Origin of the sequence: Pseudomonas sp. ATCC 43928 (assembly GCF_005938665.2) — a bacterium.
In the GTDB taxonomy this organism is placed as follows: Bacteria; Pseudomonadota; Gammaproteobacteria; order Pseudomonadales; family Pseudomonadaceae; genus Aquipseudomonas.
Window position 1 is genome coordinate 848,709 of sequence record NZ_CP041753.1, and the last position, 22,468, is coordinate 871,176.

General features: G+C 60.4%; 23 protein-coding genes. 14 read left to right on the forward strand and 9 right to left on the reverse strand.

All coding sequences use genetic code 11. From position 1 onward, the window contains the following. Positions 1–22: 22 nt before the first annotated feature. From FFH90_RS03815 to FFH90_RS03850, 7 genes are all read left to right on the forward strand, one after another. Positions 23–1,306 carry an FAD-binding oxidoreductase gene (locus tag FFH90_RS03815; protein WP_111455417.1) on the forward strand — a complete coding sequence of 428 codons (1,284 nt, stop codon included), beginning with the start codon at positions 23–25 and terminating at the stop codon, positions 1,304–1,306. A 363-nt stretch (positions 1,307–1,669) separates the two neighbouring features. Continuing rightward, positions 1,670–2,803, forward strand: a complete 1,134-nt coding sequence (locus FFH90_RS03820; RefSeq protein ID WP_018928479.1) for a branched-chain amino acid ABC transporter substrate-binding protein — start codon at positions 1,670–1,672, stop codon at positions 2,801–2,803. Between the two features lie 171 nt (positions 2,804–2,974). Next, a complete protein-coding gene (locus tag FFH90_RS03825) occupies positions 2,975–3,889 on the forward strand; it encodes a branched-chain amino acid ABC transporter permease (RefSeq protein ID WP_007939055.1) in 915 nt (304 codons plus the stop codon). A gap of 3 nt (positions 3,890–3,892) precedes the next feature. Continuing rightward, positions 3,893–5,173: a high-affinity branched-chain amino acid ABC transporter permease LivM gene (gene livM, locus FFH90_RS03830; RefSeq protein ID WP_019582221.1), complete on the forward strand. Its 1,281-nt coding sequence runs from the start codon at positions 3,893–3,895 to the stop codon at positions 5,171–5,173. Beyond that, positions 5,170–6,042, forward strand: a complete 873-nt coding sequence (locus FFH90_RS03835; RefSeq protein WP_018928477.1) for an ABC transporter ATP-binding protein — start codon at positions 5,170–5,172, stop codon at positions 6,040–6,042. Before livM ends, FFH90_RS03835 begins: the two co-directional genes overlap by 4 nt. After that, complete coding sequence (locus tag FFH90_RS03840) at positions 6,039–6,755, forward strand: ABC transporter ATP-binding protein (RefSeq protein WP_086944073.1); 717 nt, start codon at positions 6,039–6,041, stop codon at positions 6,753–6,755. Before FFH90_RS03835 ends, FFH90_RS03840 begins: the two co-directional genes overlap by 4 nt. Positions 6,756–7,500: 745 nt before the next feature. After that, a complete protein-coding gene (locus FFH90_RS03850; protein ID WP_086944072.1) occupies positions 7,501–8,271 on the forward strand; it encodes an SDR family oxidoreductase in 771 nt (256 codons plus the stop codon). Between the two features lie 39 nt (positions 8,272–8,310). On the opposite strand, the gene FFH90_RS03855 is transcribed toward FFH90_RS03850, so the two are convergent. The 7 genes from FFH90_RS03855 to FFH90_RS03885 all read right to left on the reverse strand — a co-directional run bounded on the left by FFH90_RS03855 (position 8,311) and on the right by FFH90_RS03885 (position 13,460). After that, positions 8,311–9,438 (reverse strand): AGE family epimerase/isomerase, encoded by a 1,128-nt coding sequence (locus FFH90_RS03855; protein WP_111455416.1) that lies wholly within the window; start codon positions 9,436–9,438, stop codon positions 8,311–8,313. 125 nt (positions 9,439–9,563) lie between these two features. Beyond that, on the reverse strand, positions 9,564–10,136 hold the full coding sequence (locus FFH90_RS03860; RefSeq protein ID WP_111455415.1) for a HupE/UreJ family protein: 573 nt from the start codon (positions 10,134–10,136) through the stop codon (positions 9,564–9,566). A 28-nt stretch (positions 10,137–10,164) separates the two neighbouring features. Beyond that, complete coding sequence (ureG, locus tag FFH90_RS03865; protein ID WP_018928472.1) at positions 10,165–10,779, reverse strand: urease accessory protein UreG; 615 nt, start codon at positions 10,777–10,779, stop codon at positions 10,165–10,167. Positions 10,780–10,802: 23 nt separating this feature from the next. Beyond that, the gene (locus FFH90_RS03870) at positions 10,803–11,477 is read right to left on the reverse strand and encodes an urease accessory protein UreF (RefSeq protein ID WP_018928471.1); all 675 of its coding nucleotides are present in this window, start codon (positions 11,475–11,477) and stop codon (positions 10,803–10,805) included. After that, positions 11,474–11,974: an urease accessory protein UreE gene (gene ureE / locus FFH90_RS03875; protein ID WP_018928470.1), complete on the reverse strand. Its 501-nt coding sequence runs from the start codon at positions 11,972–11,974 to the stop codon at positions 11,474–11,476. Before ureE ends, FFH90_RS03870 begins: the two co-directional genes overlap by 4 nt. A 216-nt stretch (positions 11,975–12,190) precedes the next feature. After that, positions 12,191–12,823, reverse strand: a complete 633-nt coding sequence (locus FFH90_RS03880; protein ID WP_018928469.1) for a TetR family transcriptional regulator — start codon at positions 12,821–12,823, stop codon at positions 12,191–12,193. A gap of 160 nt (positions 12,824–12,983) precedes the next feature. Further along, complete coding sequence (locus FFH90_RS03885) at positions 12,984–13,460, reverse strand: hypothetical protein (RefSeq protein WP_111455292.1); 477 nt, start codon at positions 13,458–13,460, stop codon at positions 12,984–12,986. A gap of 379 nt (positions 13,461–13,839) precedes the next feature. Here FFH90_RS03885 and FFH90_RS03890 point away from each other — a divergent pair, with 379 nt between their 5' ends. Beyond that, positions 13,840–15,915 carry an AsmA family protein gene (locus tag FFH90_RS03890; RefSeq protein ID WP_111455291.1) on the forward strand — a complete coding sequence of 692 codons (2,076 nt, stop codon included), beginning with the start codon at positions 13,840–13,842 and terminating at the stop codon, positions 15,913–15,915. Positions 15,916–15,955: 40 nt separating this feature from the next. Here FFH90_RS03890 and FFH90_RS03895 read toward each other — a convergent pair whose 3' ends face one another. Further along, positions 15,956–16,885 (reverse strand): LysR substrate-binding domain-containing protein, encoded by a 930-nt coding sequence (locus tag FFH90_RS03895; protein WP_111455290.1) that lies wholly within the window; start codon positions 16,883–16,885, stop codon positions 15,956–15,958. A gap of 121 nt (positions 16,886–17,006) precedes the next feature. Here FFH90_RS03895 and FFH90_RS03900 point away from each other — a divergent pair, with 121 nt between their 5' ends. From FFH90_RS03900 to FFH90_RS03910, 3 genes are all read left to right on the forward strand, one after another. After that, positions 17,007–17,645 (forward strand): FMN-dependent NADH-azoreductase, encoded by a 639-nt coding sequence (locus tag FFH90_RS03900; protein ID WP_018928465.1) that lies wholly within the window; start codon positions 17,007–17,009, stop codon positions 17,643–17,645. Continuing rightward, on the forward strand, positions 17,646–17,951 hold the full coding sequence (locus FFH90_RS03905; protein WP_064616036.1) for a multidrug efflux SMR transporter: 306 nt from the start codon (positions 17,646–17,648) through the stop codon (positions 17,949–17,951). A 108-nt stretch (positions 17,952–18,059) separates the two neighbouring features. Next, a complete protein-coding gene (locus FFH90_RS03910) occupies positions 18,060–18,950 on the forward strand; it encodes a triacylglycerol lipase (RefSeq protein ID WP_111455289.1) in 891 nt (296 codons plus the stop codon). A 100-nt stretch (positions 18,951–19,050) separates the two neighbouring features. On the opposite strand, the gene FFH90_RS03915 is transcribed toward FFH90_RS03910, so the two are convergent. Beyond that, on the reverse strand, positions 19,051–19,926 hold the full coding sequence (locus tag FFH90_RS03915; protein ID WP_138866702.1) for a DMT family transporter: 876 nt from the start codon (positions 19,924–19,926) through the stop codon (positions 19,051–19,053). A gap of 98 nt (positions 19,927–20,024) precedes the next feature. Between FFH90_RS03915 and FFH90_RS03920 the strand changes: the two genes are divergently transcribed. From FFH90_RS03920 to FFH90_RS03930, 3 genes are all read left to right on the forward strand, one after another. Further along, complete coding sequence (locus tag FFH90_RS03920) at positions 20,025–20,813, forward strand: helix-turn-helix transcriptional regulator (protein ID WP_064616039.1); 789 nt, start codon at positions 20,025–20,027, stop codon at positions 20,811–20,813. A 72-nt stretch (positions 20,814–20,885) separates the two neighbouring features. After that, on the forward strand, positions 20,886–21,191 hold the full coding sequence (locus FFH90_RS03925) for a PsiF family protein (RefSeq protein WP_064616040.1): 306 nt from the start codon (positions 20,886–20,888) through the stop codon (positions 21,189–21,191). 179 nt (positions 21,192–21,370) lie between these two features. Next, entirely contained in the window at positions 21,371–22,384 is a 1,014-nt protein-coding gene (locus tag FFH90_RS03930) for an AI-2E family transporter (RefSeq protein ID WP_018928460.1), read from the forward strand. Positions 22,385–22,468: the final 84 nt, after the last annotated feature.

Here is a 22,468-nt window from a genome sequence, read left to right on the forward strand (position 1 = left end):
GTTTCATTTTCGGAGTCTGGCAATGCCGTTACGCGAAGAGTGTCTGTGGGAAAAACTGACGCCGCAAAGGCCCGACAATGCGGCGCTCAAGGGTGAGGTGACGGTGGATGTCTGCGTCATCGGTGCCGGTTTCACCGGGCTGTCGGCGGCGGTGCATCTGCTGGAGCAAGGCAAAAGTGTCTGTGTGCTGGAAGCGCATCGCGCCGGCCATGGCGGGTCGGGGCGTAACGTCGGGCTGGTCAACGCGGGGATGTGGATTCCTCCGGACGAAATCGAAGCCGGTTTTGGCAAGGCGGTCGGCAGTCAGCTCAACCGTATGCTCGGAGCCGCGCCGTCGCTGGTGTTCAGCCTGGTCGACAAATACAACATCGATTGCCAGTTGCGCCGCGAAGGCACGCTGCACATGGCGCACAACGCGCGTGGCGAGGCGGACCTGCGCAGTCGCGAAGAACAATGGAAACGTCGTGGGGCACCGGTGGAATTGTTGACCGGAGCTGCCTGCGAACAAGCCACGGGCACCCGGAAGATCGCCGCCGCGCTGCTCGACCGGCGTGCCGGCACGATCAACCCGATGGCCTACACCACGGGGCTGGCCAACGCGGCTATCGGCCTTGGCGGTCAGTTGTTCGATCATTCCCCGGTGACCCGACTCGAACGTCAGGGCCAGCGCTGGTCGGTGCAGACCGCCCGGGGTTCGGTGCTGGCCGAACAGGTGGTGATCGCCTCCAATGCCTATACCGAAGGCGACTGGACGGAGCTGCGTCGCAACTTCTTCCCCGGTTATTACTATCAAGTGGCTTCGGTGCCGCTGACCGAAGACGCCGCGCAGCAAATTCTGCCCGGTGGTCAGGGTTCCTGGGACACCCGGCAAGTGCTCAGCAGCATCCGTCGTGATGCCGAGGGGCGGTTGTTGCTCGGCAGTCTCGGCAATGGCAACCAGAAACCGACCTGGTTCCTCAAAGCCTGGGCCGATCGGGTTCAGCAGCATTACTTCCCCTACCTGAAACCGGTGGAATGGGAATGCACCTGGACCGGTTGCATCGCCTTCACCCCCGATCATTTGATGCGCCTGTTCGAGCCGGCACCGGGTCTGGTGGCCGTTACTGGTTACAACGGTCGAGGCGTGACCACCGGCACAGTGGTCGGCAAAGCCTTCGCCGACTACTTGTGTAACGGAAATCCTCAAGCCCTGCCGATTCCCTTCGCACCCATGCAGCCATTGGCGGGCGTGGGGCTGCGAAGCTGCCTGTATGAGGCCGGTTTTTCGCTGTATCACGCGGGCCAGTGCCTGCGGATCGTGATCTGATTGTTGAAATATGTTGCTGGAAGCAGCGCTTTTCAGCGAAGCGGCTAGCCTGTAATGGTGCGGGTTGTAGCAGTTGCGCACCAGCAGTGTGCAGTTCGGTGACGCGGGCTGTTACAGGCAGGTTGCACATCGTTTGGCGCTGCGGTTGCAATGATGGCGCATGCGGGTTGCGCCTTTTGAAATAAATGGTTTCACCTCCCGCGGTTTAGACGGTTGCACGCCCAATGAAAATGGGATCGAAACAGTCGAAATAACAAGAAAGCAGCGACTTTTTTCAGAATAAAAAACCGATGGCACGGCCCTTGCTCTGAGCATTCAGTGAAGTCGCAGTGCCAACTAAAAAAAACCTTGGAGCACCACCTCATGTCCCAGACGTTTTACAAGAAAGGCTTTCTGGCCCTCGCAGTGGCAGCTGCGTTGGGTGTTTCTGCGTTTGCACAGGCTGATGTGAAAATCGGTGTGGCCGGCCCTATGACAGGCGCCAACGCGGCATTTGGCGAGCAGTACATGAAGGGTGCACAGGCAGCCGCTGATGCGGTCAACGCCGCCGGCGGTGTCAACGGGGAAAAAATCGTACTGGTCAAAGGCGATGACGCCTGCGAGCCGAAGCAGGCTGTGACGGTCGCCAAAGACCTGACTGAAAAGAAAGTCGTTGGTGTGGTAGGTCACTTCTGCTCCTCGTCGACCATCCCTGCCTCCGAGATCTACGATGAAGCCGGCATCATCACGATCACCCCAGGTTCCACCAACCCCAAGGTGACCGAGCGCGGCCTGAGTGCCATGTTCCGCATGTGCGGGCGTGACGACCAGCAAGGTATCGTGGCTGGCGACTATATCGTCGACGTGCTCAAGGGCAAGAAAGTCGCCGTGCTGCACGACAAGGACACCTATGGCCAAGGCTTGGCAGATGCCACCAAGGCTCAACTGATCAAGCGTGGCGTAACGCCAGTGCTGTATGAAGGCCTGACTCGCGGCGAGAAAGACTTCAGCGCCGTCGTCACCAAGATCCGTGCGGCCGGTGCCGACGTCGTCTACTTCGGCGGCTTGCACCCGGAAGCCGGTCCACTGGTTCGGCAACTGCGTGAACAGGGCCTCAAAGACGTCAAGTTCATGTCCGATGACGGCATCGTGACTGACGAACTGGTGACCACCGCCGGTGGCCCACAGAACGTTGATGGCGTACTGATGACCTTCGGCGCCGACCCACGTCTGCTGCCAGACAGCAAGACCGTGGTAGACGCCTTCCGCAAGGCCGGCACCGAACCTGAAGGCTACACCCTGTACGCTTACGCTTCGGTCCAGACCCTGGCCGCAGCGTTCAATGGCGCCAAATCCAACAAGGGCGAGGACGCTGCCAAATGGCTGAAAGCCAACCCGGTCAAGACCGTCATGGGCGAGAAGACCTGGGACAGCAAGGGCGACCTGAAAGTCTCCGACTACGTGGTTTACAAGTGGGACAAGGACGGCAAATACCACCAGCTGGAAAAACAGAAGTGATATGAGCGGTTGATCTGCCCGGCGCCTTGCGCGCCGGGCAGTCCTGAAACATGTCCGTGCAGTACCTGTCTTTTCTCGTAGAGCTGCACACAACCGAGTTGCGCCGGCGGCTGAACCCCGGTCCGTCGCACCCGGCTTCTGTGCAGTCTCTCAAGTGCGTGAGATTGCGTTATGGATGGTATTTTCCTGCAGCAACTGGTCAACGGCCTGACCCTCGGGTCGGTCTATGGCCTGATCGCCATCGGCTACACAATGGTCTATGGCATCATCGGCATGATCAACTTCGCCCATGGCGAGGTTTATATGATCTCTGCGTACCTCGCGGCGATCAGTCTGGCTCTGCTGGCTTACTTCGGTATTGAATCCTTCCCGCTGCTGATGCTCGGCACCCTGGTTTTCACCATCATCGTCACCGCGGTGTATGGCTGGGTCATTGAGCGTGTCGCTTACAAACCGCTGCGCAACTCCACCCGACTGGCACCGCTGATCAGCGCCATCGGTATTTCCCTGATCCTGCAAAACTATGCACAGATCAGTCAGGGTGCCCGTCAACAGGGTGTACCAACACTGCTGACCGGTGCATGGCGAGTTGAAGTCGGGAGCGGCTTCGTTCAACTCACCTACACCAAAATCTTCATTCTGGTTGCCGCATTCGTCGGCATGGGCTTGCTGACCTATGTCATCAAGTACACCAAACTCGGCCGCATGTGCCGCGCCACCCAGCAAGACCGCAAGATGGCTTCGATCCTGGGGATCAACACCGATCGGGTGATTTCCTACGTGTTCATCATCGGTGCGGCGATGGCGGCCCTGGCCGGTGTGCTGATCACCATGAACTACGGCACGTTCGACTTCTACGCAGGCTTCGTCATCGGGATCAAGGCGTTCACTGCGGCAGTGCTCGGCGGGATCGGCTCACTGCCCGGCGCCATGCTGGGAGGGATCATTCTCGGGATCTCCGAGTCGCTGTTCTCGGGGTTGGTCAACTCGGATTACAAAGACGTTTTCAGCTTCTCGCTGCTCGTTCTTGTTCTGGTCTTTCGGCCTCAAGGCCTGCTTGGCCGTCCTCTTGTGTCGAAGGTGTAAGCGATGTCTTCAACCACTAAAACCATTGATGTCAAAAAAAGCCTGGTTGACGCGATTCTTGCCGGCCTCATCGCCCTGATTGTGTTCGGCCCGATTGTTGGTGTGGTCCTCGACGGCTACGGCTTCAACCTGCAGCCGACGCGCGTGGCATGGATAGTCGCCATCGTCATGGCTGGCCGCTTTGCCCTGAGCCTATTCTTGCAAACCTCCAAAGGCCTGAGAATTCTCGAAGGCTTCGAGAGCACCGGTTCCGGGGTTCATGTTCTGGCGCCTGATTACAAATCCCGGTTGCGCTGGGTCGTCCCGCTGGTGATCGTTGTCGCCGTGGTATTCCCGTTCTTCTCCAACTCTTACCTGTTGGGCGTAGTCATCCTTGGGTTGATCTACGTGCTGCTGGGCCTGGGCCTGAACATCGTGGTCGGTCTGGCTGGCCTGCTCGACCTGGGTTATGTGGCGTTCTATGCCATCGGCGCTTACGGCCTGGCGCTCGGTTACCAATATCTGGGGCTGGGCTTCTGGACGGTGCTGCCTTTGGCGGCGATCACTGCCGGGCTGGCGGGGTGCATCCTGGGTTTCCCGGTGCTGCGTCTGCACGGCGACTATCTGGCAATCGTGACCCTGGGCTTTGGTGAAATCATCCGGTTGATCCTCAACAACTGGTTGTCCCTGACCGGTGGCCCGAATGGCATGGCGGCGCCGTTGCCAACTTTCTTCGGTCTCGAATTCGGAAAGCGGGCGAAGGACGGCGGGGTACCTTTTCATGAGTTCTTCGGCATCGCCTACAACCCGGACGTGAAGTACTACTTCATTTATGCGGTGTTGTTCCTGGTGGTGCTGGCCGTGCTGTACATCAAGCATCGCTTGACCCGCATGCCGGTCGGTCGCGCATGGGAAGCCTTGCGTGAAGACGAAATCGCCTGTCGCTCCATGGGTCTGAATCACGTACTGGTCAAACTGTCGGCGTTCACCATCGGCGCATCGACGGCGGGCCTGGCCGGCGTGTTCTTCGCGACCTATCAGGGCTTTGTGAACCCGACCTCGTTCACCTTCTTCGAATCGGCATTGATCCTCGCCATCGTGGTACTTGGCGGCATGGGTTCGACCATCGGCGTGGTGATGGCAGCATTCGTGTTGACCGTCGCCCCGGAACTGCTGCGCGGCTTCGCTGAATATCGCGTGCTGCTGTTCGGCATCCTGATGGTGTTGATGATGATTTGGCGACCGCGCGGCCTGATCCGGATCAGCCGTACCGGTGTGACCCCGCGTAAAGGAGTAGCGCCATGAGTGAAGTCGTACTCTCGGTCGAGAACCTGATGATGCACTTCGGTGGCATCAAGGCGTTGAGTGACGTCAGCCTGAAGGTCAAGCGCAACTCGATCTTCGCGTTGATCGGCCCCAACGGCGCGGGCAAGACCACTGTGTTCAACTGCTTGACCGGGTTCTATAAAGCGTCCGGCGGGCATATCGAGCTCAACACCCGTGGGGTGAAGACCAACGTCATCAAAATGCTCGGAGAGCCGTTCAAGGCAACCGATTTCGTTTCGCCGAAAAGCTTCATCAGCCGGCTCCACTACAAGATGTTCGGTGGCACGCACCTGATCAACCGTGCCGGTCTGGCGCGGACTTTCCAGAACATTCGCCTGTTCAAGGAGATGTCGGTACTGGAAAACCTGCTGGTGGCCCAGCACATGTGGGTCAACCGCGGCATGCTGGCCGGCATCCTCAACACCAAGGGTTATCGCAAGGCCGAAAGCGATGCACTGGACCACGCCTTCTACTGGCTGGAAGTGGTGGACCTGGTGGACTGCGCCAATCGCCTGGCCGGTGAACTGTCCTATGGTCAGCAACGCCGCCTGGAGATCGCCCGGGCCATGTGTACCCGGCCGCAGATCATCTGCCTCGACGAACCGGCTGCCGGCCTCAACCCTCAGGAAACCGAAGCGCTGAGCGCGATGATCCGGCTGCTGCGTGACGAGCATGATCTGACCGTGGTGTTGATCGAGCACGACATGGGCATGGTCATGAGCATTTCCGACCACATCGTGGTGCTGGACCACGGCGTTGTCATCGCCGAGGGCGGGCCTGATGCGATCCGACACGATCCGAAAGTGATTGCCGCCTATCTGGGCGCCGACGAAGAGGAACTGGTATGAGTCAACCGATCCTCGAACTGAAAGAGATCGACGTGTTCTACGGACCGATCCAGGCCCTGAAGAAAGTCTCGTTGCACATCAATGAAGGGGAGACCGTCAGCCTGATCGGCTCCAACGGTGCCGGCAAGTCGACCCTGCTGATGTCGATTTTCGGTCAGCCACGGGCGACTGACGGGCAAATCGTCTATCAGGGTGTGGATATCACTCACAAGTCGTCCCACTACATCGCCTCCAACGGTATCGCTCAGTCGCCGGAAGGCCGCCGGGTGTTCCCCGACATGACCGTCGAGGAAAACCTGCTGATGGGCACCATCCCGATCGGTGACAAGTACGCCGCCGAGGACATGGAGCGCATGTTCGAGCTGTTTCCGCGGCTCAAGGAACGGCGTAACCAGCGGGCCATGACCATGTCCGGTGGCGAGCAGCAAATGCTCGCCATTGCCCGGGCGTTGATGAGCCGACCCAAGCTGTTGCTGCTCGATGAGCCGAGCCTGGGGCTGGCGCCGATTGTGGTGAAACAGATATTCGCGACCCTGCGGGAACTGGCCAAGACGGGCATGACCATCTTTCTGGTGGAGCAGAACGCCAACCACGCCCTCAAGCTGTCGGACCGGGCGTACGTGATGGTCAACGGGCAGATCCGCCTCACCGGCACCGGCAAGGAGCTGCTGGTGAACGAGGAGGTGCGTAACGCCTATCTCGGCGGGCACTAAACCGAAGAGCCTGGAAAACGCCCTGACGAACTCAGGGCGTTTTTTTATGCCCGCACAATCCCTACACGAGGCTGTGGTTTGAGGTAAAGGGAAATTGTGGAAAACAATATTCATGACCTCTGAAAGCGCGACATAAAGCCGCTGCAAATTGCTGTTTTGTCACGGTTTTGACTTGTCCCCGTTTGCTGTGGAGCTGGCTGTGAATAACGTGGGAGTAGCTGGCTGTAAGCCTTTGAATCCGTGGCCTGCAGAGTGGTGATTGTTTTTTGATCAGGTGTTTTTGGCGAGCCTCAAGCCGGCTTTGTCAACCTTTTTGTTATGAGCGGACACGGTATGAATCGAGGTGGACAAGCCTGTGGATAAGTCTGTGGTTAAACTCTGGAAAGACTCGGCTGAGGGCCGTGGTTGCTGGCTTGGCGCCATCGTCGCTATGACCACTCGGTCGTGCAAATTGCCCTGGACTACACAGCGGATGCCTCAGGGTCAAGCAAAAAACTTTCAAATATGCCCGCAAAGCCTTGTGGATAGCGGCTTGCAGCTTTTCCACTTGCCCCCGGAAACTGTGGACCGGCCTGTGGATAAGGTGCGCGTACATGGCTGCAAGCCACGGGGCATGGGGTGTTGCCAGCATTGATCATTTTTTGTACGGTTTTTGCCATGGTTGCCGCTGTGGAAAAGGCCGGGCATGCTGCCGGTTGATTTTCTATTCCAAGGGCTGACTGTCAGCCGACGCAAGGAGAACACGATGTCCAACACCCTGTTTATTACCGGCGCGACCTCCGGTTTTGGTGAAGCCTGTGCCCGTCGTTTTGCCGAGGCCGGCTGGAAACTGGTGCTGACAGGTCGTCGTGAAGAGCGCCTCAATGCCCTGTGCGCCGAGTTGTCGAAGCAGACCGAGGTCCATGGCCTGGTGCTCGACGTACGGGACCGCAAGGCCATGGAGGAGGCGATTGCCAACCTGCCGCCATCCTTCGCCAAGCTGCGCGGGCTGATCAACAACGCCGGCCTGGCCCTGGGTGTGGACCCGGCGCCCAAGTGCAATCTCGATGATTGGGACACCATGGTCGACACCAACATCAAAGGCCTGATGTACAGCACCCGCCTGTTGCTGCCACGTTTGATCGCTCATGGTCGTGGCGCCAGCATCGTCAACCTCGGCTCCATCGCCGGCAACTACCCGTACCCGGGCAGCCACGTGTATGGCGCGAGCAAGGCGTTCGTCAAACAGTTCTCCCTGAACCTGCGTTGCGACCTGCAAGGTACGGGCGTGCGGGTCAGCAACATCGAGCCGGGCCTGTGCGAGAGCGAGTTCTCGCTGGTGCGTTTCGCCGGTGACCAGGAGCGTTACAACGCCACTTACGCCGGTGCCGACCCGATCCAGCCGCAAGACATCGCCGAGACCATTTTCTGGGTGCTCAACGCACCGGCCCACATCAACATCAACAGCCTTGAGCTGATGCCGGTGAGCCAGACCTGGAGCGGGTTTGCCATTGAGCGTAATGGCGGCAAGGCGTAATTGTGGTGAGGGGGCAAGCCCCCCTTGCCACAAAAAAACTCAGCCGAGATACTCGGCCAATCCGCGATAGCAGGTTGCCAAGTGATAAGGCGTGGTCGACGGCATGTCCTTGCGGCTTACTTCGCCCTGCTCATCGCGACACTCATACCAACCGCCCGCGTGCAGAAAGCGCTGCTGCAACGCCTGCAATTGGCGTTGCACCGATGATTCGCTGCCCGGGCGCAAGGTCAGGGCGCGCAGGTATTCGGCTTGAGCCCAGATGCGTTGGGTTGCGTCGCGAGGGTGATCATCCAGTTCCAGCATCGCTCGCACGGCACCGGTCTGCTGATCGACACCCTGTTGCTCGGTGAACGCAAACGCGCGCTCCAGCGAGGCATGCAGTGTCGAGCCGCGTAGCAATGGCGAGGATTGCAGCAGGAAATACCATTCGAACTGATGGCCCGGCTCGAACCAGTTATCCACAGCTCCCAGCGGCTTCTCCATCAACACCGCATGTCGCGGGTCGATGAAACGCTTTTGCATGGCTGTGCATAACTCGATGAGTGCGTTCTGCACAGCCGCGTCTTCGCGTACCGAAAGGGTGGCGAGGAAGGCTTCGGCCAAATGCATCAGAGGGTTCTGCAATGGCCCGGAGTCGAGCGAGGACCAATCACGGTCCAGGCTGGCTTCGTACAGGCCGTCGCCCGTGGCGAAACGCTGCGCTACCACTTCCAGCGCGGCGTTGAGTACCGACTCCACCAGCGGTTCGCGAACCTTGTCCCAATAATGGGCGCAGGCGAACAGGATGAAGGCGTGGGTGTAGAGGTCTTTGCGCTGGTCCAGCGGCGTACCTTGCGGGTCGATGCTGTAGAACCAGCCGCCATGCTCGGCATCGTGGAAATGCCGTTGCAAGGAACGAAACAGCGCCGCCGCGCGCTCTTCAGCCTTGGGCACCTGGCCGATCAGGCTGGAGAACAAATACAGCTGCCGCGCGCAGGCCATGGCCCGGTAGCGCTGAGGGGGTAGCGGTTTATGCTCGGCATCCAGCGCCTCATAAGGCAACGCCATGTCGGCGTTCCAGCCGGGGCCCTGCCAGAGCGGCACGATCACGTCCTGGAAGTGCTGATGCACTGAGGCGAACAGGGCGGTCAATTCAGGCTGGGAGGCAGAGCGGGAAACATGCGGCATTGGCTGGCGTCGTCACGGCAGGGTTAATTGCGCGACATGTTAGCAGGCCTTAGAGATGCGGTGTCTGTCAGGCCGCCTTCGCGGGCAAACCGGATCGCGAAGGGGCCAGTTCAGACGCTAGGGAATCAACCCGCCAGCAACCAGGCTCCGGTTGCCGCCGACGCCGCACCCGCCAGCCGAACCAACGGTGCGGCGGCCTGAGGCAAGACGCGAACCACCGCATAACCCGCGGCATGCAATGCCGCTGTCGCTGCCACAAACCCTGCGGCATACGCCCAAGGGCTGGACATGTCCGGCAATTCCAGGCCATGCGCCACACCATGAAACAGCGCGAACAACGCGGTCGCCGCAACCGCCAGGCTCAGCGGCGGACGCACTGCCAACGCCACCGCCAGGCCCAGCGCCAATACCGATGCCGCAATCCCGCTTTCCAGCGCCGGCAGGTTCAGTCCTTCAAAACCCAGCAAGCCGCCGATCAACATGGTGCCCACGAATGTGCACGGCAGGGCCCAGCGCGCAGCGCCTTTCTGCTGCGCCGCCCACAACCCCACGGCAACCATCGCCAGCAAGTGATCGAGACCGCCGATTGGATGGCTGATACCGGCGATCAAGCCGTTGTCGTCATGGCCCGGGTGGGCGAAGGCAATGGCTGGGGTCAGCAGCAGGGCCATGGCGCCCAGAATGCGTTTCAGTGTCATGGATAAGCTTCCTTGTTGATAAGTGTGATCAGGCCGCAGTCAGCAGGCCCTGGCGTTCGATAAAGGCGATGATTTCTTCAAGGCCCTGGCCGGTTTTCTGGTTGCTGAAGACAAACGGCTTGCCGTTGCGCATGCGTTGGGTGTCGCTGTCCATCATCTCCAGCGACGCGCCTACCAGCGGCGCCAGGTCGATCTTGTTGATCACCAGCAGGTCGGATTTGCAGATGCCGGGGCCACCCTTGCGCGGCAGCTTGTCGCCGGCGGAGACATCGATCACGTAAATGGTCAGGTCGGACAGTTCCGGGCTGAAGGTCGCCGAGAGGTTGTCGCCGCCGGATTCCACCAGGATCAGATCCAGCCCCGGAAAGCGCCGGTTCAGTTGGTCCACGGCTTCGAGGTTGATCGAGGCGTCTTCGCGGATCGCCGTGTGCGGGCAGCCGCCGGTTTCCACGCCGATGATCCGCTCCGGCGCCAAGGCTTCGTTGCGCACCAGAAAGTCAGCGTCTTCGCGGGTATAGATGTCGTTGGTCACGACGGCCAGGTTGTAGCGTTCGCGCAGGGCCAGGCACAGGGCCAGGGTCAAGGCGGTTTTGCCGGAGCCGACCGGGCCGCCGATGCCGACGCGCAGGGGTTGTGTGTTCATGTGATTCTCCAAACTAAAAGGCCCTAGGAACGGAACAGACGGCTGTACTGGCGCTCATGGGCCATGCACGCCAGGGACAGACCGAAAGCGGCGCTGCCAACGTGTTCGAGATTGATTCGGCTGGCGTCTTGCTGCGCCTGTTGCAGCAACGGCAGCAGTTCGCTGGTCAGGCGTTGTGCGGCTTGCTGGCCCAACGGCAGGGTTTTCATCAACACCGCCAGTTGGTTTTCCAGCCAGCTCCAGAGCCAGGCGGCCAGCGCATCTTGCGGGTTGATGTTCCAGGCGCGAGCCGCCAGCGCCCAGCCGAGAGCCAAGTGCGGTTCAGGGCGTTGCTCGAGAAAGGCGCGAGCAGGCTCATCCAGCTCCGGCAAGCCGTTGAGCAGCTGCTGCAGCGAATAGCCCATCTGCCGGCTCTCCTGATGCAGCTCACGTGTTTCGCGGCTGGCGCGATGCTCTTCGCAGCGTTGCAGCAACTCGGCCCAGTTTTCTTCGGCTGCGGCGGTGCAATGGGCGAGCAGTAGCGGTGCTTCGAAACGCGCCAGGTTCAGCAGCAATTGATCGCTGATCCAGCGTCGCGCGCTGTCGGGATCATTGACCCGGCCGTTATCCACCGCCATTTCCAGGCCCTGGGAATAGCTGTAGCCGCCAATCGGCAGCTGCGGGCTGGCCAGGCGCAGCAGCGCCCAGGCGGGGTTCATAAGCGCACGCCGAACTGGTGCAGTTTCGGCGGGTAGTTGAAGTCCTCGTCACCGTGGCGCGAGTGGTGATGGCCACCACCGTAGGCACCGTGTTCCGGCTGGAACGGCGCTTCGATGTTCTCGGCCTTGGCGCCAAGCTGTTCGAGCATGGCCTTGAGCACGTAATCATCGAGCAGGCGCAACCAGCCGTCGCCGACTTGCAGGGCCACGTGGCGATTGCCCAGATGATAGGCGGCGCGGGTCAGTTCGAACGCATTGGCGCAGGTGACGTGCAGCAGTTGTTCGGGGCGAGCACAGACGCGAACGACGCGCCCGTCTTCGGCTTGCAGGCACTCGCCGTCATGCAGCGGCGGCTGGCCGCGCTCCAGAAACAAGCCGACGTCTTCACCCTCGGCACTGAAACAGCGCAAGCGGCTTTTGCTCCTGGCTTCGAAGGTCAGGTGCAACTCGGCGGCCCAGACGGGTTGAGGGTCGATTCTGCGATGAATCACCAGCATCGGAAGGCTTCCAGCAATGAACAATGTTCAGGCTAGAGCAAGGGGCTTGCCAATCGGGTGAGAGGTAGGAAATGCCTGTCAGAGCGACGGGGGGGACTCACAATGTTGCAGGACTTTGATTGAAGTTGGTGCGTGGCGGGTGTTTGCGCACCAATTTGCAGCGCACAAAAAAAGATCGCAGCCTTCTGCCGAAGGCTGCGATCTTTTTCTAACGGGTTACTCGGTACTGCCGAGTCCCTGCCAATGCTTCAGCCCGATAAAGATAAACCGCAACTGCTGGGTGATTTTCGCCTGGGGTGTCAGGTGCTCGGGCAATGCCTCGGCCGGCGGATCGATGATGTCCGGCAGGGTCGCGAACACGCTTTTGACGATCAGATCGGCCATGACGCTCAGGCCGGCGATGTCCAGATGCTGCAGTTTGGGCATCAGCGACAAATCGGCCGCCAGGTCCGAGCTGATGTCCTCGCGCAGGCGGCCGATGGCCTGGCGCACCGGCAGCGAGCCGCCGTACTGCTCTCGGGCAAGAAACAGGAACTGCGAGCGATTGGCCGTGACCACGTCGAGAAAGATCCGCACCGAGGCATCGATGATACCGCCCATGACGAATTCGTTATGGCGCACCAGGCGGATGGTTTCGCGGAAGGTCTGGCCGACTTCGCACACCAGCGCCAGGCCCAATTCGTCCATGTCGGCGAAGTGCCGGTAGAAACCAGTGGGCACGATCCCGGCGGTTCGCGTCACTTCGCGCAGGCTCAAGCTGCCGAATCCTCGGCCGCTTTCCATCAGGTGGCGGGCAGCGTCCATCAGGGCGTTGCGGGTCTGTTGTTTCTGTTCGGCGCGGGGCAGCATCGCAAGGGTGTTTTCTGGACAGGGACAGCGGCGCACTCTAGCAAATCGGCTTCGCTGGCGTCGAACGGACTGTCGGGGGGATCACGCGGGGAAAACGCAGCTTCTATAAAGTCAAAAGCCCAATCCGGGGATTGGGCTTTTTTTCCAGGCCACCATGGGCTTAGCTCACAGCGCTGTTGCGTTCGATCACACGGTCACCACCACCTTCAGCAAGGGTTTGGCCTTGTGGAGTGCGATCGGTACCGTCAGCGGCCAGGGTTTGGCCTTGTGGAGTGCGATCGGTACCGTCAGCGGCCAGGGTTTGGCCTTGTGGAGTGCGATCGGTACCGTCAGCCGCCAGAGTTTGGCCTTGTGGGGTACGGTCGGTACCGTCAGCAGCCAGGGTTTGGCCCTGTGGGGTACGGTCGGTACCGTCAGCCGCCAGGGTTTGGCCCTGTGGAGTGCGATCCGAGCCATCCTGGGTGATCAGGCCTTTTTCTTTCAGGCGCTCGTTACCGTTGGCACCATCGGCAACGGTCTGGCTGAACACCGAGTGGCTGTCTTTGACTTGTGGAGTGGCCTGATCGGCAGCCGGCAGAGCAAAAGCGGTGCTGGCTAACATTGAGAGGGTCAGGCTAAGCAGTAATTCGCGTTTCATGATGGGTTGCTCCTTGGGAGGGCGATAAAGTGGGTACGAAGTCAATGCTACTCTCGATAAGTCGATATAAAAGTTCATAAACGCAATGGTAATAATCAACGGAATTGATTGTTTGGCCGAGCAGCTCTAGAACGGGCGTTTCCGGCGAACGTTTTTGCACTGAGGTGGGTATTTTCGACTCATTTTCGCCTCGCAAAAGTGCGGGGTCGGTAACGCTAAAAAGGGAGGGGCGAGACGGCTATTTGCGTTCGAATCGGCCTTCGGGTTAAACCTGCGGGCCGTTTTCCAGTCGTACATTTCATGGCAGGCCGGTTCTGGCCTAACGTTTCATCAGTGCGTCGCTGTCAGGGCGCTCAGTCGTATTCAGGAGCTCTGTGCAATGACGCGCACTCGTAAAATGCTTGCCTGGACCTCCGCCAGCCTCGTTGTGCTGCTGGCCGTCCTGGTGCTGATCATCGCGTTCTTCGATTGGAACCGGATCAAACCGCCCCTTAACGCCAAAGTCTCCGAAGAGCTGCATCGTCCGTTCGCCATCAATGGCAACCTCGCGGTGGTCTGGCAGCGCGAGCCCGACGAAGGCGGCTGGCGGGCCTGGGTACCGTGGCCGCATGTGGTGGCCGAAGACCTGAGCCTGGGCAACCCGGACTGGTCGAAGCAACCGCAGATGGCCACCCTCAAACGCGTCGAGCTGCGTATTTCACCGCTGGCCTTGCTGACACAGCGGGTGACGATCCCGCGCATCGACCTGACCGAGCCCAATGCCGACCTGCAGCGTCTGGCCGACGGCCGCGCCAACTGGACATTCAAGTTCGACCCCAAGGACCCGAATGCCGAGCCTTCTAACTGGGTGCTGGACATCGGTGCCATCGGCTTCGACAAGGGCCATGTCACGCTCGACGACCAGAGCCTGAAAACCCGCCTCGACTTGCTGATCGATCCGCTGGGCAAGCCGATTCCGTTCAGTGACATCGTCGGCGACAAAGCGGCGAAAACCGCGCTTGAGAAGGGCGGTTCGCCGCAGGATTACGCGTTCGCGTTGAAGGTCAAAGGCCAATACCACGGCCAGAATCTGGCTGGCCAAGGCAAAATCGGTGGTTTGCTGGCCCTACAGGATGCCGCCAAGCCGTTCCCGCTTCATGCGCAAATGCAGATTGCCGACACCAGCGTCGAACTGGCCGGCACGCTCACCGATCCATTGAACCTCGGCGCCCTGGATCTGCGCCTGAAACTGGCCGGTGCCAGCCTGGGCAATCTCTATCCGCTGATCGGCGTGACCCTGCCGGATACCCCGCCGTACGCCACGGATGGGCATTTGACCGCCAAGTTGCATGAGTCGGGCGGGGCGGTGTACCGCTATGAGGACTTCAACGGCAAGATTGGCGAGAGCGACATCCATGGCAACCTGGCTTATGTCGCGAGTCAACCGCGGCCCAAGCTCAGCGGGGCGGTGGAGTCCAATCAACTGTTGTTTGCCGACCTGGCCCCACTGATCGGCGCCGACTCCAATGCCAAGCAAAAGGCCCGCGGCGGTGAAAGCAAGCAGCCGGCGGACAAGATACTGCCGGTCGAGGAATTCAAGACCGAGCGCTGGCGCGATATGGACGCTGACGTCGAGTTCACTGGCAAGCGCATCGTCCACAGCGAAAAACTGCCGTTCAACGACCTCTACACCCATTTGGTGCTGACGGATGGTGTGCTCAGTCTCGAGCCCCTGCGTTTCGGCGTGGCTGGCGGCAATCTGGATGCGCAGGTTCGTCTGAACGGGCGCGCTGAGCCATTGGAAGGCCGGGCCAAACTGACCGCGCGCAAGTTCAAGCTCAAACAGCTGTTCCCCTCCATTGAACGGATGAAAACCAGTTTCGGTGAGCTCAATGGCGATGCCGACCTTGTCGGTCGTGGCAACTCGGTGGCCAAGCTGCTGGGCACCGCCGACGGCAATTTGAAGATGCTGATCAATGATGGCGCCATCAGTCGTGAGTTGATGGAGCTGGCCGGGCTCAATGTCGGCAACTATGTGGTCGGGAAAATCTTTGGCGACAAGGAAGTGAAGATCAACTGCGCGGCGGCCAATTTCGACATCAAGAGCGGTCTGGCGACCACGCAGTTGTTCGTCTTCGATACCGAGAACGCGATTGTCTACATCGATGGCACGGCGAACATGGCGACCGAGCAACTGGACCTGACCATCAGCCCGGAATCCAAGGGCTGGCGCTTGATTTCGTTGCGTTCGCCACTGTATGTGCGGGGTAAGTTCATCAAGCCGGATGCGGGGGTGAAAGCGGTGCCGCTGATGCTGCGCGGGGCCGGGATGGTGGCGTTGGGTGTGATTGCCGCGCCGGCGGCGGGTTTGCTGGCGCTGATCGCGCCGAGTGCTGGCGAGCCGAATCAATGTGCGCCGTTGCTGGAGCAGATGAAGGCGGGCAAGGCGCCGGTGACGGTCAAGCCCACCCGGTAGATCAAAAGATCTCAGCCTGCGGCCGCTACATTGGAACGCGTTACCCTGCAGGAGCTGCCGCAGGCTTCGATCTTGGCAATAGACCAGACAATCGAGCTTCCTCCTGCAACCACGCAAAAAACGCCCGCACCGGCGGATGCCGTTCGCGCCCTGGAACGCACAGTGCGCTGTATCCGGCCCCGTCGACCTGAATCTCACCCCGGTAAGGCAGCAATAAGCCGCTGGCCACACTCTCCGACACCAGAATATTGCTCGCCAGCACCAAACCTTGCCCGGCGATGGCGGCTTGCAGGGCGTAATGTTCTTCGTCGTATTCACGCACCGCTGGCTGTCCGGCCAGCCAGGTTTCGCCGGATTGCGCGCACCAGGCTTCCCAGCCGTGGGCATACAGTTTGGAGTTATGCCACTGCACGCTGATCAGGGTGGGTACCCGACGGGTCGCCAGGGCCACTTGTTCAGGCGAGCCATAAACCCCGAAGGACTCGTCGAACAGGCACAACCCATACAGGTTCGGGTAGTCGTCTTGGCTGTAGCGCAGCACCAGATCGACGCTGGCGTCCTGATGCAAATCGATGACTTCGCAGTGAGTGTCCAGCCGCACGCTGATGTGCGGATGCCGGGCATAAAACCGTCCCAGCCGTGGCACCAGCCAAAGGGCGGCGAAAGCGGCGGTGGTGGAGATCGTCAGGCTCGTGCCGCTGCGTTGCGGGCGCAAGGTATCGACGCTTTGCGCCACCTCCAGCAGGGCGCCATGCAGGCTACGGAACAGCCGTTCGCCGCACTCGGTCAGGCGTACCTGGCGTGGCAGTCGTTCGAACAGCGGCACGCCGAGCCAGTTTTCCAGGGAGCGGATCTGGTGGGAAACCGCCGTCGGCGTCACGGACAGCTCTTCGGCGGCAGCCTTGAAACTCAGCAGGCGCGAGGCGGATTCGAAGGCCCGCAGGGCGGTCAACGGCAACGAGGCAAACATTTAAAACTCCATGGGTGAAATAGATTCATCCAGACTGATTTTTGCTCATTTGAAGGCAGGCGGCTGTGCGCTTCAAGCTGCAACCACAAGCCGTTTCAGTTTAGCCCTCAAGGAGATTCAGATGAGCACAATTCTTGCCATTCACGCCAGCCCCCGTGGCGAACGCTCTCATTCGCGGCGGTTGGCCGAGGTGTTTCTTTCAGCCTGGCAGGTCCGTAACCCGCAGTCGCAATTGACCCGCCGTGAAGTCGGCCGGGCGTTGATCCCGGCCGTCAACGAAGCCTTCGTAGCGGCTGCTTTTCATCCGGAGCCTCAAGCGCGACCGCTGTCGATGCAGGCTGACCTGGCACTCAGCGATGAGTTGGTGGGGGAGTTGCTCGGCCATGATCTGCTGGTGATTTCCACCCCGATGTACAACTTCAGCGTGCCCAGTGGCCTCAAGGCCTGGATCGACCAGATTGTGCGGCTCGGGCTGACGTTCAATCACACCCTGGACAACGGCATCGCGCAGTACGAACCGCTGGTGCGGGGCAAGAAGGCGTTGATCGTCACCAGTCGCGGCGGGTTTGGTTTCGGCCCCGGTGGCGAGCTTGAAGCGATGAACCATGCCGACCCGTTGCTGCGCACGGCACTGGGGTTCATCGGCATCACTGACGTCACGGTTGTCGCCGCCGAGGGCGAAGAGTCCGCCGAGCGCACCTTCCAGGTTTCCGTAGCCGAGGCCGAACAGCGTTTGCTGGCGCTGGCCAGGGAGTTCTAGATGGCCTGGCTGTTCCTGCTGATTGCCGCCGGGTTCGAGGTCACCTTCGCCATGGGCATGAAGTACGCCGATGGCTTCACCCGGCTCTGGCCTTCGGTGATCACCGTGGTGGCGGCCGTGGGTGGGATCTATTTCCTGACCTTGGCCATGCGCGAATTGCCGGTGAGCATCGCCTACCCGATCTGGACCGCCATCGGTTCATTGGGCACGGTGTTCCTCGGCTTTGCGCTGCTGGGCGAAAGCCTGACCGCGCTCAAACTGGTGTCGGTCGGGCTGATTGTGGCGGGCGTGGTGGGGTTGAAGTAGGGTGGATGTCATAGATTGGTCACCGGGTTGTCATCTTGGGTGGCGATGCTTGGCTGAGGCCTTGCATCCAGCCTTGCTTCATCTCACCGACCACAAGGATGTTCATCCATGTCGCAAGGCTCCGCCACGCGTTACCCGTTGGTGCTGGTCCCGGGGATGCTCGGGTTTATTCGTCTGCTGCTCTATCCGTATTGGTTCGGGATCATTTCGGCGTTGCGCCGGGATGGGGCGACCGTGATCGCGGTGCAGGTCTCGCCGCTCAACTCAACCGAGGTGCGCGGTGAGCAATTGCTGGCACGAATCGAGGAAATCCTGCGCGACACCGGGGCCGAGAAGGTCAACCTGATCGGCCACAGCCAGGGCTCGCTGACCGCTCGGTATGCTGCGGCAAAACGCCCGGACCGGGTGGCGTCAGTGACCTCGGTGGCCGGGCCCAATCACGGTTCGGAGCTGGCGGATTACCTGCACGATCACTACCCGGCAGACAGCGCCAGGGGCCGATTGCTCACCTTTTTTTTGTGGTTGATCAGCGCGTTGATGTGCCTGCTGGAAACCGGTTATCGCGGGCCGCGACTGCCGGTGGATATCCCGGCTTCGCATCAATCGCTGACCACGGCCGGCGTGGCGCTGTTCAATCAGCGTTATCCACAGGGGCTGCCTGACACCTGGGGTGGGCATGGCCCGGAAGTGGTCAATGGCGTGCGCTATTACTCCTGGTCCGGGACTTTGCAGCCGGGCAAGACCGATCGCGGGTGCAACCTGTTCGACGGCACTAACCGCAGTTGCCGGTTGTTTGCCAGAACCTTCGTGCGTGAAGCGGGGCATTGCGACGGGATGGTCGGGCGCTACAGTTCGCATCTCGGGACGGTGATTGGCGATCAATACCCGATGGATCACTTCGATATCGTCAACCAATCCCTGGGGCTGGTGGGCAAGGGGGCAGAGCCGGTGCGGTTGTTTGTCGAGCATGCCGCGCGGTTGAAGGCGGCAGGCGTTTAAGCCCTGTGGCGAGGGAGCTTGCTCCCGTTGGGCTGCGAAGCAGCCCCCAGAATGCGATGCTTTGCGCTCGAGCGGGAGCAAGCTCCCTCGCCACAAAGGGTTATGTGCGGCCCAATGTGGTAGTCCAGCGCTCGGAAAGAATCACCCCACCCAACGTCAACACCCCACCCACCAGGTGATACAGCGCCAACTGCTCATGCAGCACCGCCGCCGCAATCAGCGCGGTGATCAACGGCAGCAGGTTGAAAAACAGCGTGGTCCGGCTCGGGCCCAGGCGTACCACGGCCTGCATCCACGCCAGCGGCGCAAGCATCGAGGCCAGCAGACAGGCGTAAAGCACCAGCGGAATGTTATGCAGGGTCGGGCCGATTTTCGGTGAGGCGAGGAACAGCGGAAACAGCACCACCACCGCCACCAGCACCTGTAAATACAGCAACACCAGCGGCGGCAAGCGCAGCTGCCATTTTTTCAGCAAGGTGCTGTAAACCGCATAAGCCAGCGTGGCGATCAGCATCATCGCGTCGCCCAGGTTCACCCCGTGCTCCAGCAACGCGCCAAGGCTGCCGGACGACACCACCACCAGAACACCGGCAAACGACAATACCGCACCGGCCAGGGCTCCGGCGGTCAGGCGTTGGCCGAGGCTGACTATCGCCATGGCCAGCGACATCAACGGCATCAGCGACAGAATGATCCCCATGTTGGTGGCCGACGTCAGTGTTGCAGCGAAATAGGCCAGGCTCTGATAAACCGCCATGCCGAGTACGCCGAGGATGAAGATCCTCCCCAGGTTTGGGCGTATGACCGGCCAATGGGCGATCACCGGCTTAAGCATGAAAGGCGTGAACAGAATCCCGGCCAGCAGCCAGCGGTAGAAGCCGATTTCGGCGGGGAAGATTGCGCCCACCGCGAGTTTGTTGATCACGGTGTTGCCAGCCCAAATGAAGATGGCCAGCAGGGGATAAGCGTATTGCATCGGGAAAAAGCCAGAACGTTAATGAGGGGCAATTATCCGTCTGTCTGGATGCAAGCCTATACTGCGATCCAGACAATCTGCCCCTGATTCCGGACAGCATGAACAGTAAACACATCGACCTGCTGGATTTCAGCGAACTGCCGTCGGCGGTGTATTTCCGCTATGCCGACTTCAACGCCCACGAATACGCCGCACCTCACCGGCATCCGTGGGGCACGCTGGAGTACGCGGCCCATGGCGTGTTGCACATGGAAGTCGATGGCAGCCGTTTCATGTCGCCACCGCAGTACGCGGTGTGGGTGCCGCCCGGGACCGAACACAGTTTCTATAGCCATCAGCCGATCAACTATCGCGCGGTCTGCCTCGCGCCGACGCTGTGCCGCGATCTGCCGCAACAGGCCTGCACCCTGGCGATCAGCGACATCCTCAAGGCGATCCTGAAAGACTTCGCCGCCCGCGATGTGAAAATTCCCGAGCACGACGCGGACCAGCGTCTGGCTCAAGTGCTGGTAGACCAACTGCAACAGGCGCCCATGCATGAGTGCTATTTGCCCTACGCCAGCAGTCCCGGGTTACTTGGCATTCTGGAAGCCTTGCAGGCCGAACCTGGGGATAACCGGCCGTTGGCGTATTGGGCCGGGCAGGTTCACGTCAGCGAACGCACGTTGGCCCGGCAGTTTGTGCGCGAGTTGGGCATGAGTTTCGGTGAATGGCGGCAACGGTTGCGGTTTCTGGCGGCGATCGAAGCGCTGGACAGCCACCGCAGCATTCAGGAAATCGCCTTCGACATGGGTTACAGCACCGGCTCGGCGTTTATCGCGATGTTTCAGCGCCAGGCCGGGTGCACGCCGGAACAGTATCGACGCAGCCACCTTGATAGCAGGTGAACGTGTAACAGGCTTTGTCTACACTCCAGAGCGAGGCCGTACCCATCGGTGCGGTAACAAGGAGAAAACTCCATGAAGATGTTGCGTGCCCCGTTGTTGATGATCGGTCTGCTGCTCTGCTCCCAGGGTTTTGCTGCCACTGCCCAACAGAACAAAATGACTACCTGCAATGCCGAAGCTACCGCCAAGAGCCTCAAGGGCGATGAGCGCAAAGCCTTCATGAGTACCTGCCTCAAAGCCGCGCCGGCCGCCGATGCCGCCAAGCCCATGACACCTCAACAAGAAAAGATGAAAACCTGTAACGCCGATGCCACTACCAAGGGCCTCAAGGGCGATGCGCGCAAAGCGTTCATGAGTGAGTGCCTGAAGAAAAAATAAGCAGTGTGGGGGCGAGCCTGCTCCGGACGGCGATCCGATGATGCAGGCGACTCGGTATCACGCAGAAGCGCGTTGATGCTATCGCGAGCAGGCTTGCTCCCAAGGTTCGTGTTTGCTCGCTTCGGCGCCGGAACGCTGGCAGACTGCCAATCCTTTCACGTCGTTCGTTTTGAGGCTGTATGTCAGCGTTTTCTCAGCGTCAGGTCTTGTTGCTCATCAGTTGGGTCATTATTTTTGGCGGTTTGCTGCTGGTGATCCCTCTGCGATTGCTGCCCAGCCTGCTGGCCGGGTTGTTGGTGTTCGAACTGGTCAACATGCTTACGCCGCAATTGCAACGGCTGATCGAGGGCCGCCGTGCGCGCTGGCTGGCGGTGGCGTTACTGGGGACTTTGGTGGTCAGTGTGCTGGCGCTGATCTTTGCCGGTGCGATCAGTTTTCTGCTGCACGAGGCGGAAAACCCCGGTGCTTCCCTCGATAAATTCATGGGCGTGGTCGACCGCGCACGCGGGCAGCTGCCGCCGTTCATCGACGCTTATTTGCCGGCCAGTGCCGCCGAATTCCGAGTGGCCATCGGCGAGTGGATGAGCAAGCACCTCAGCGACTTGCAACTGGTGGGCAAGGACGCGGCGCACATGTTCGTGACGCTGCTGATCGGCATGGTACTGGGGGCGATCATCGCCTTGCAGCGCGTGCCGGACCTGACCAAGCGCAAGCCCTTGGCCGCGGCGCTGTTCGACCGCTTGCACCTGTTGGTCCAGGCGTTTCGCAATATCGTCTTCGCGCAGATCAAGATTTCCCTGCTCAACACCTTCTTCACCGGGATTTTCCTCGCGGTGGTCCTGCCGATGTTCGGGATCAAGCTGCCGCTGACCAAAACCCTGATCGTGCTGACCTTCCTGCTCGGCTTGTTGCCGGTGATCGGCAACCTGATGTCGAACACCTTGATCACCATCGTCGGCCTGTCACTGTCGATCTGGGTGGCGGTGGCGGCATTGGGGTATCTGATTTTTATCCACAAGCTCGAATACTTTCTCAACGCGCGCATTGTAGGCGGGCAGATCAGCGCCAAGTCGTGGGAGTTGCTGCTGGCGATGCTGGTGTTCGAAGCCGCGTTCGGCCTGCCGGGGGTGGTGGCGGGGCCGATTTATTACGCGTACCTGAAGAGTGAGTTGAAGCAGGTGGGGATGGTTTGATCCCGTGTTGATCTAATTGTGGCGAGGGAGCTTGCTCCCGTTGGGGCGCGAAGCGGCCCCCCTTATCTCCAAAAGAAGGGACTG

Excerpts from the sequence above, each read along its gene's own strand:
- FFH90_RS03815 (WP_111455417.1), top strand. The coding sequence starts at position 23 with ATGCCGTTACGCGAAGAGTGTCTGTGGGAAAAACTGACGCCGCAAAGG.
- FFH90_RS03820 (WP_018928479.1), top strand. The coding sequence starts at position 1,670 with ATGTCCCAGACGTTTTACAAGAAAGGCTTTCTGGCCCTCGCAGTGGCA.
- FFH90_RS03825 (WP_007939055.1), top strand. The coding sequence starts at position 2,975 with ATGGATGGTATTTTCCTGCAGCAACTGGTCAACGGCCTGACCCTCGGG.
- livM (WP_019582221.1), top strand. The coding sequence starts at position 3,893 with ATGTCTTCAACCACTAAAACCATTGATGTCAAAAAAAGCCTGGTTGAC.
- FFH90_RS03835 (WP_018928477.1), top strand. The coding sequence starts at position 5,170 with ATGAGTGAAGTCGTACTCTCGGTCGAGAACCTGATGATGCACTTCGGT.
- FFH90_RS03840 (WP_086944073.1), top strand. The coding sequence starts at position 6,039 with ATGAGTCAACCGATCCTCGAACTGAAAGAGATCGACGTGTTCTACGGA.
- FFH90_RS03850 (WP_086944072.1), top strand. The coding sequence starts at position 7,501 with ATGTCCAACACCCTGTTTATTACCGGCGCGACCTCCGGTTTTGGTGAA.
- FFH90_RS03855 (WP_111455416.1), bottom strand. The coding sequence starts at position 9,438 with ATGCCGCATGTTTCCCGCTCTGCCTCCCAGCCTGAATTGACCGCCCTG.
- FFH90_RS03860 (WP_111455415.1), bottom strand. The coding sequence starts at position 10,136 with ATGACACTGAAACGCATTCTGGGCGCCATGGCCCTGCTGCTGACCCCA.
- ureG (WP_018928472.1), bottom strand. The coding sequence starts at position 10,779 with ATGAACACACAACCCCTGCGCGTCGGCATCGGCGGCCCGGTCGGCTCC.
- FFH90_RS03870 (WP_018928471.1), bottom strand. The coding sequence starts at position 11,477 with ATGAACCCCGCCTGGGCGCTGCTGCGCCTGGCCAGCCCGCAGCTGCCG.
- ureE (WP_018928470.1), bottom strand. The coding sequence starts at position 11,974 with ATGCTGGTGATTCATCGCAGAATCGACCCTCAACCCGTCTGGGCCGCC.
- FFH90_RS03880 (WP_018928469.1), bottom strand. The coding sequence starts at position 12,823 with ATGCTGCCCCGCGCCGAACAGAAACAACAGACCCGCAACGCCCTGATG.
- FFH90_RS03885 (WP_111455292.1), bottom strand. The coding sequence starts at position 13,460 with ATGAAACGCGAATTACTGCTTAGCCTGACCCTCTCAATGTTAGCCAGC.
- FFH90_RS03890 (WP_111455291.1), top strand. The coding sequence starts at position 13,840 with ATGACGCGCACTCGTAAAATGCTTGCCTGGACCTCCGCCAGCCTCGTT.
- FFH90_RS03895 (WP_111455290.1), bottom strand. The coding sequence starts at position 16,885 with ATGTTTGCCTCGTTGCCGTTGACCGCCCTGCGGGCCTTCGAATCCGCC.
- FFH90_RS03900 (WP_018928465.1), top strand. The coding sequence starts at position 17,007 with ATGAGCACAATTCTTGCCATTCACGCCAGCCCCCGTGGCGAACGCTCT.
- FFH90_RS03905 (WP_064616036.1), top strand. The coding sequence starts at position 17,646 with ATGGCCTGGCTGTTCCTGCTGATTGCCGCCGGGTTCGAGGTCACCTTC.
- FFH90_RS03910 (WP_111455289.1), top strand. The coding sequence starts at position 18,060 with ATGTCGCAAGGCTCCGCCACGCGTTACCCGTTGGTGCTGGTCCCGGGG.
- FFH90_RS03915 (WP_138866702.1), bottom strand. The coding sequence starts at position 19,926 with ATGCAATACGCTTATCCCCTGCTGGCCATCTTCATTTGGGCTGGCAAC.
- FFH90_RS03920 (WP_064616039.1), top strand. The coding sequence starts at position 20,025 with ATGAACAGTAAACACATCGACCTGCTGGATTTCAGCGAACTGCCGTCG.
- FFH90_RS03925 (WP_064616040.1), top strand. The coding sequence starts at position 20,886 with ATGAAGATGTTGCGTGCCCCGTTGTTGATGATCGGTCTGCTGCTCTGC.
- FFH90_RS03930 (WP_018928460.1), top strand. The coding sequence starts at position 21,371 with ATGTCAGCGTTTTCTCAGCGTCAGGTCTTGTTGCTCATCAGTTGGGTC.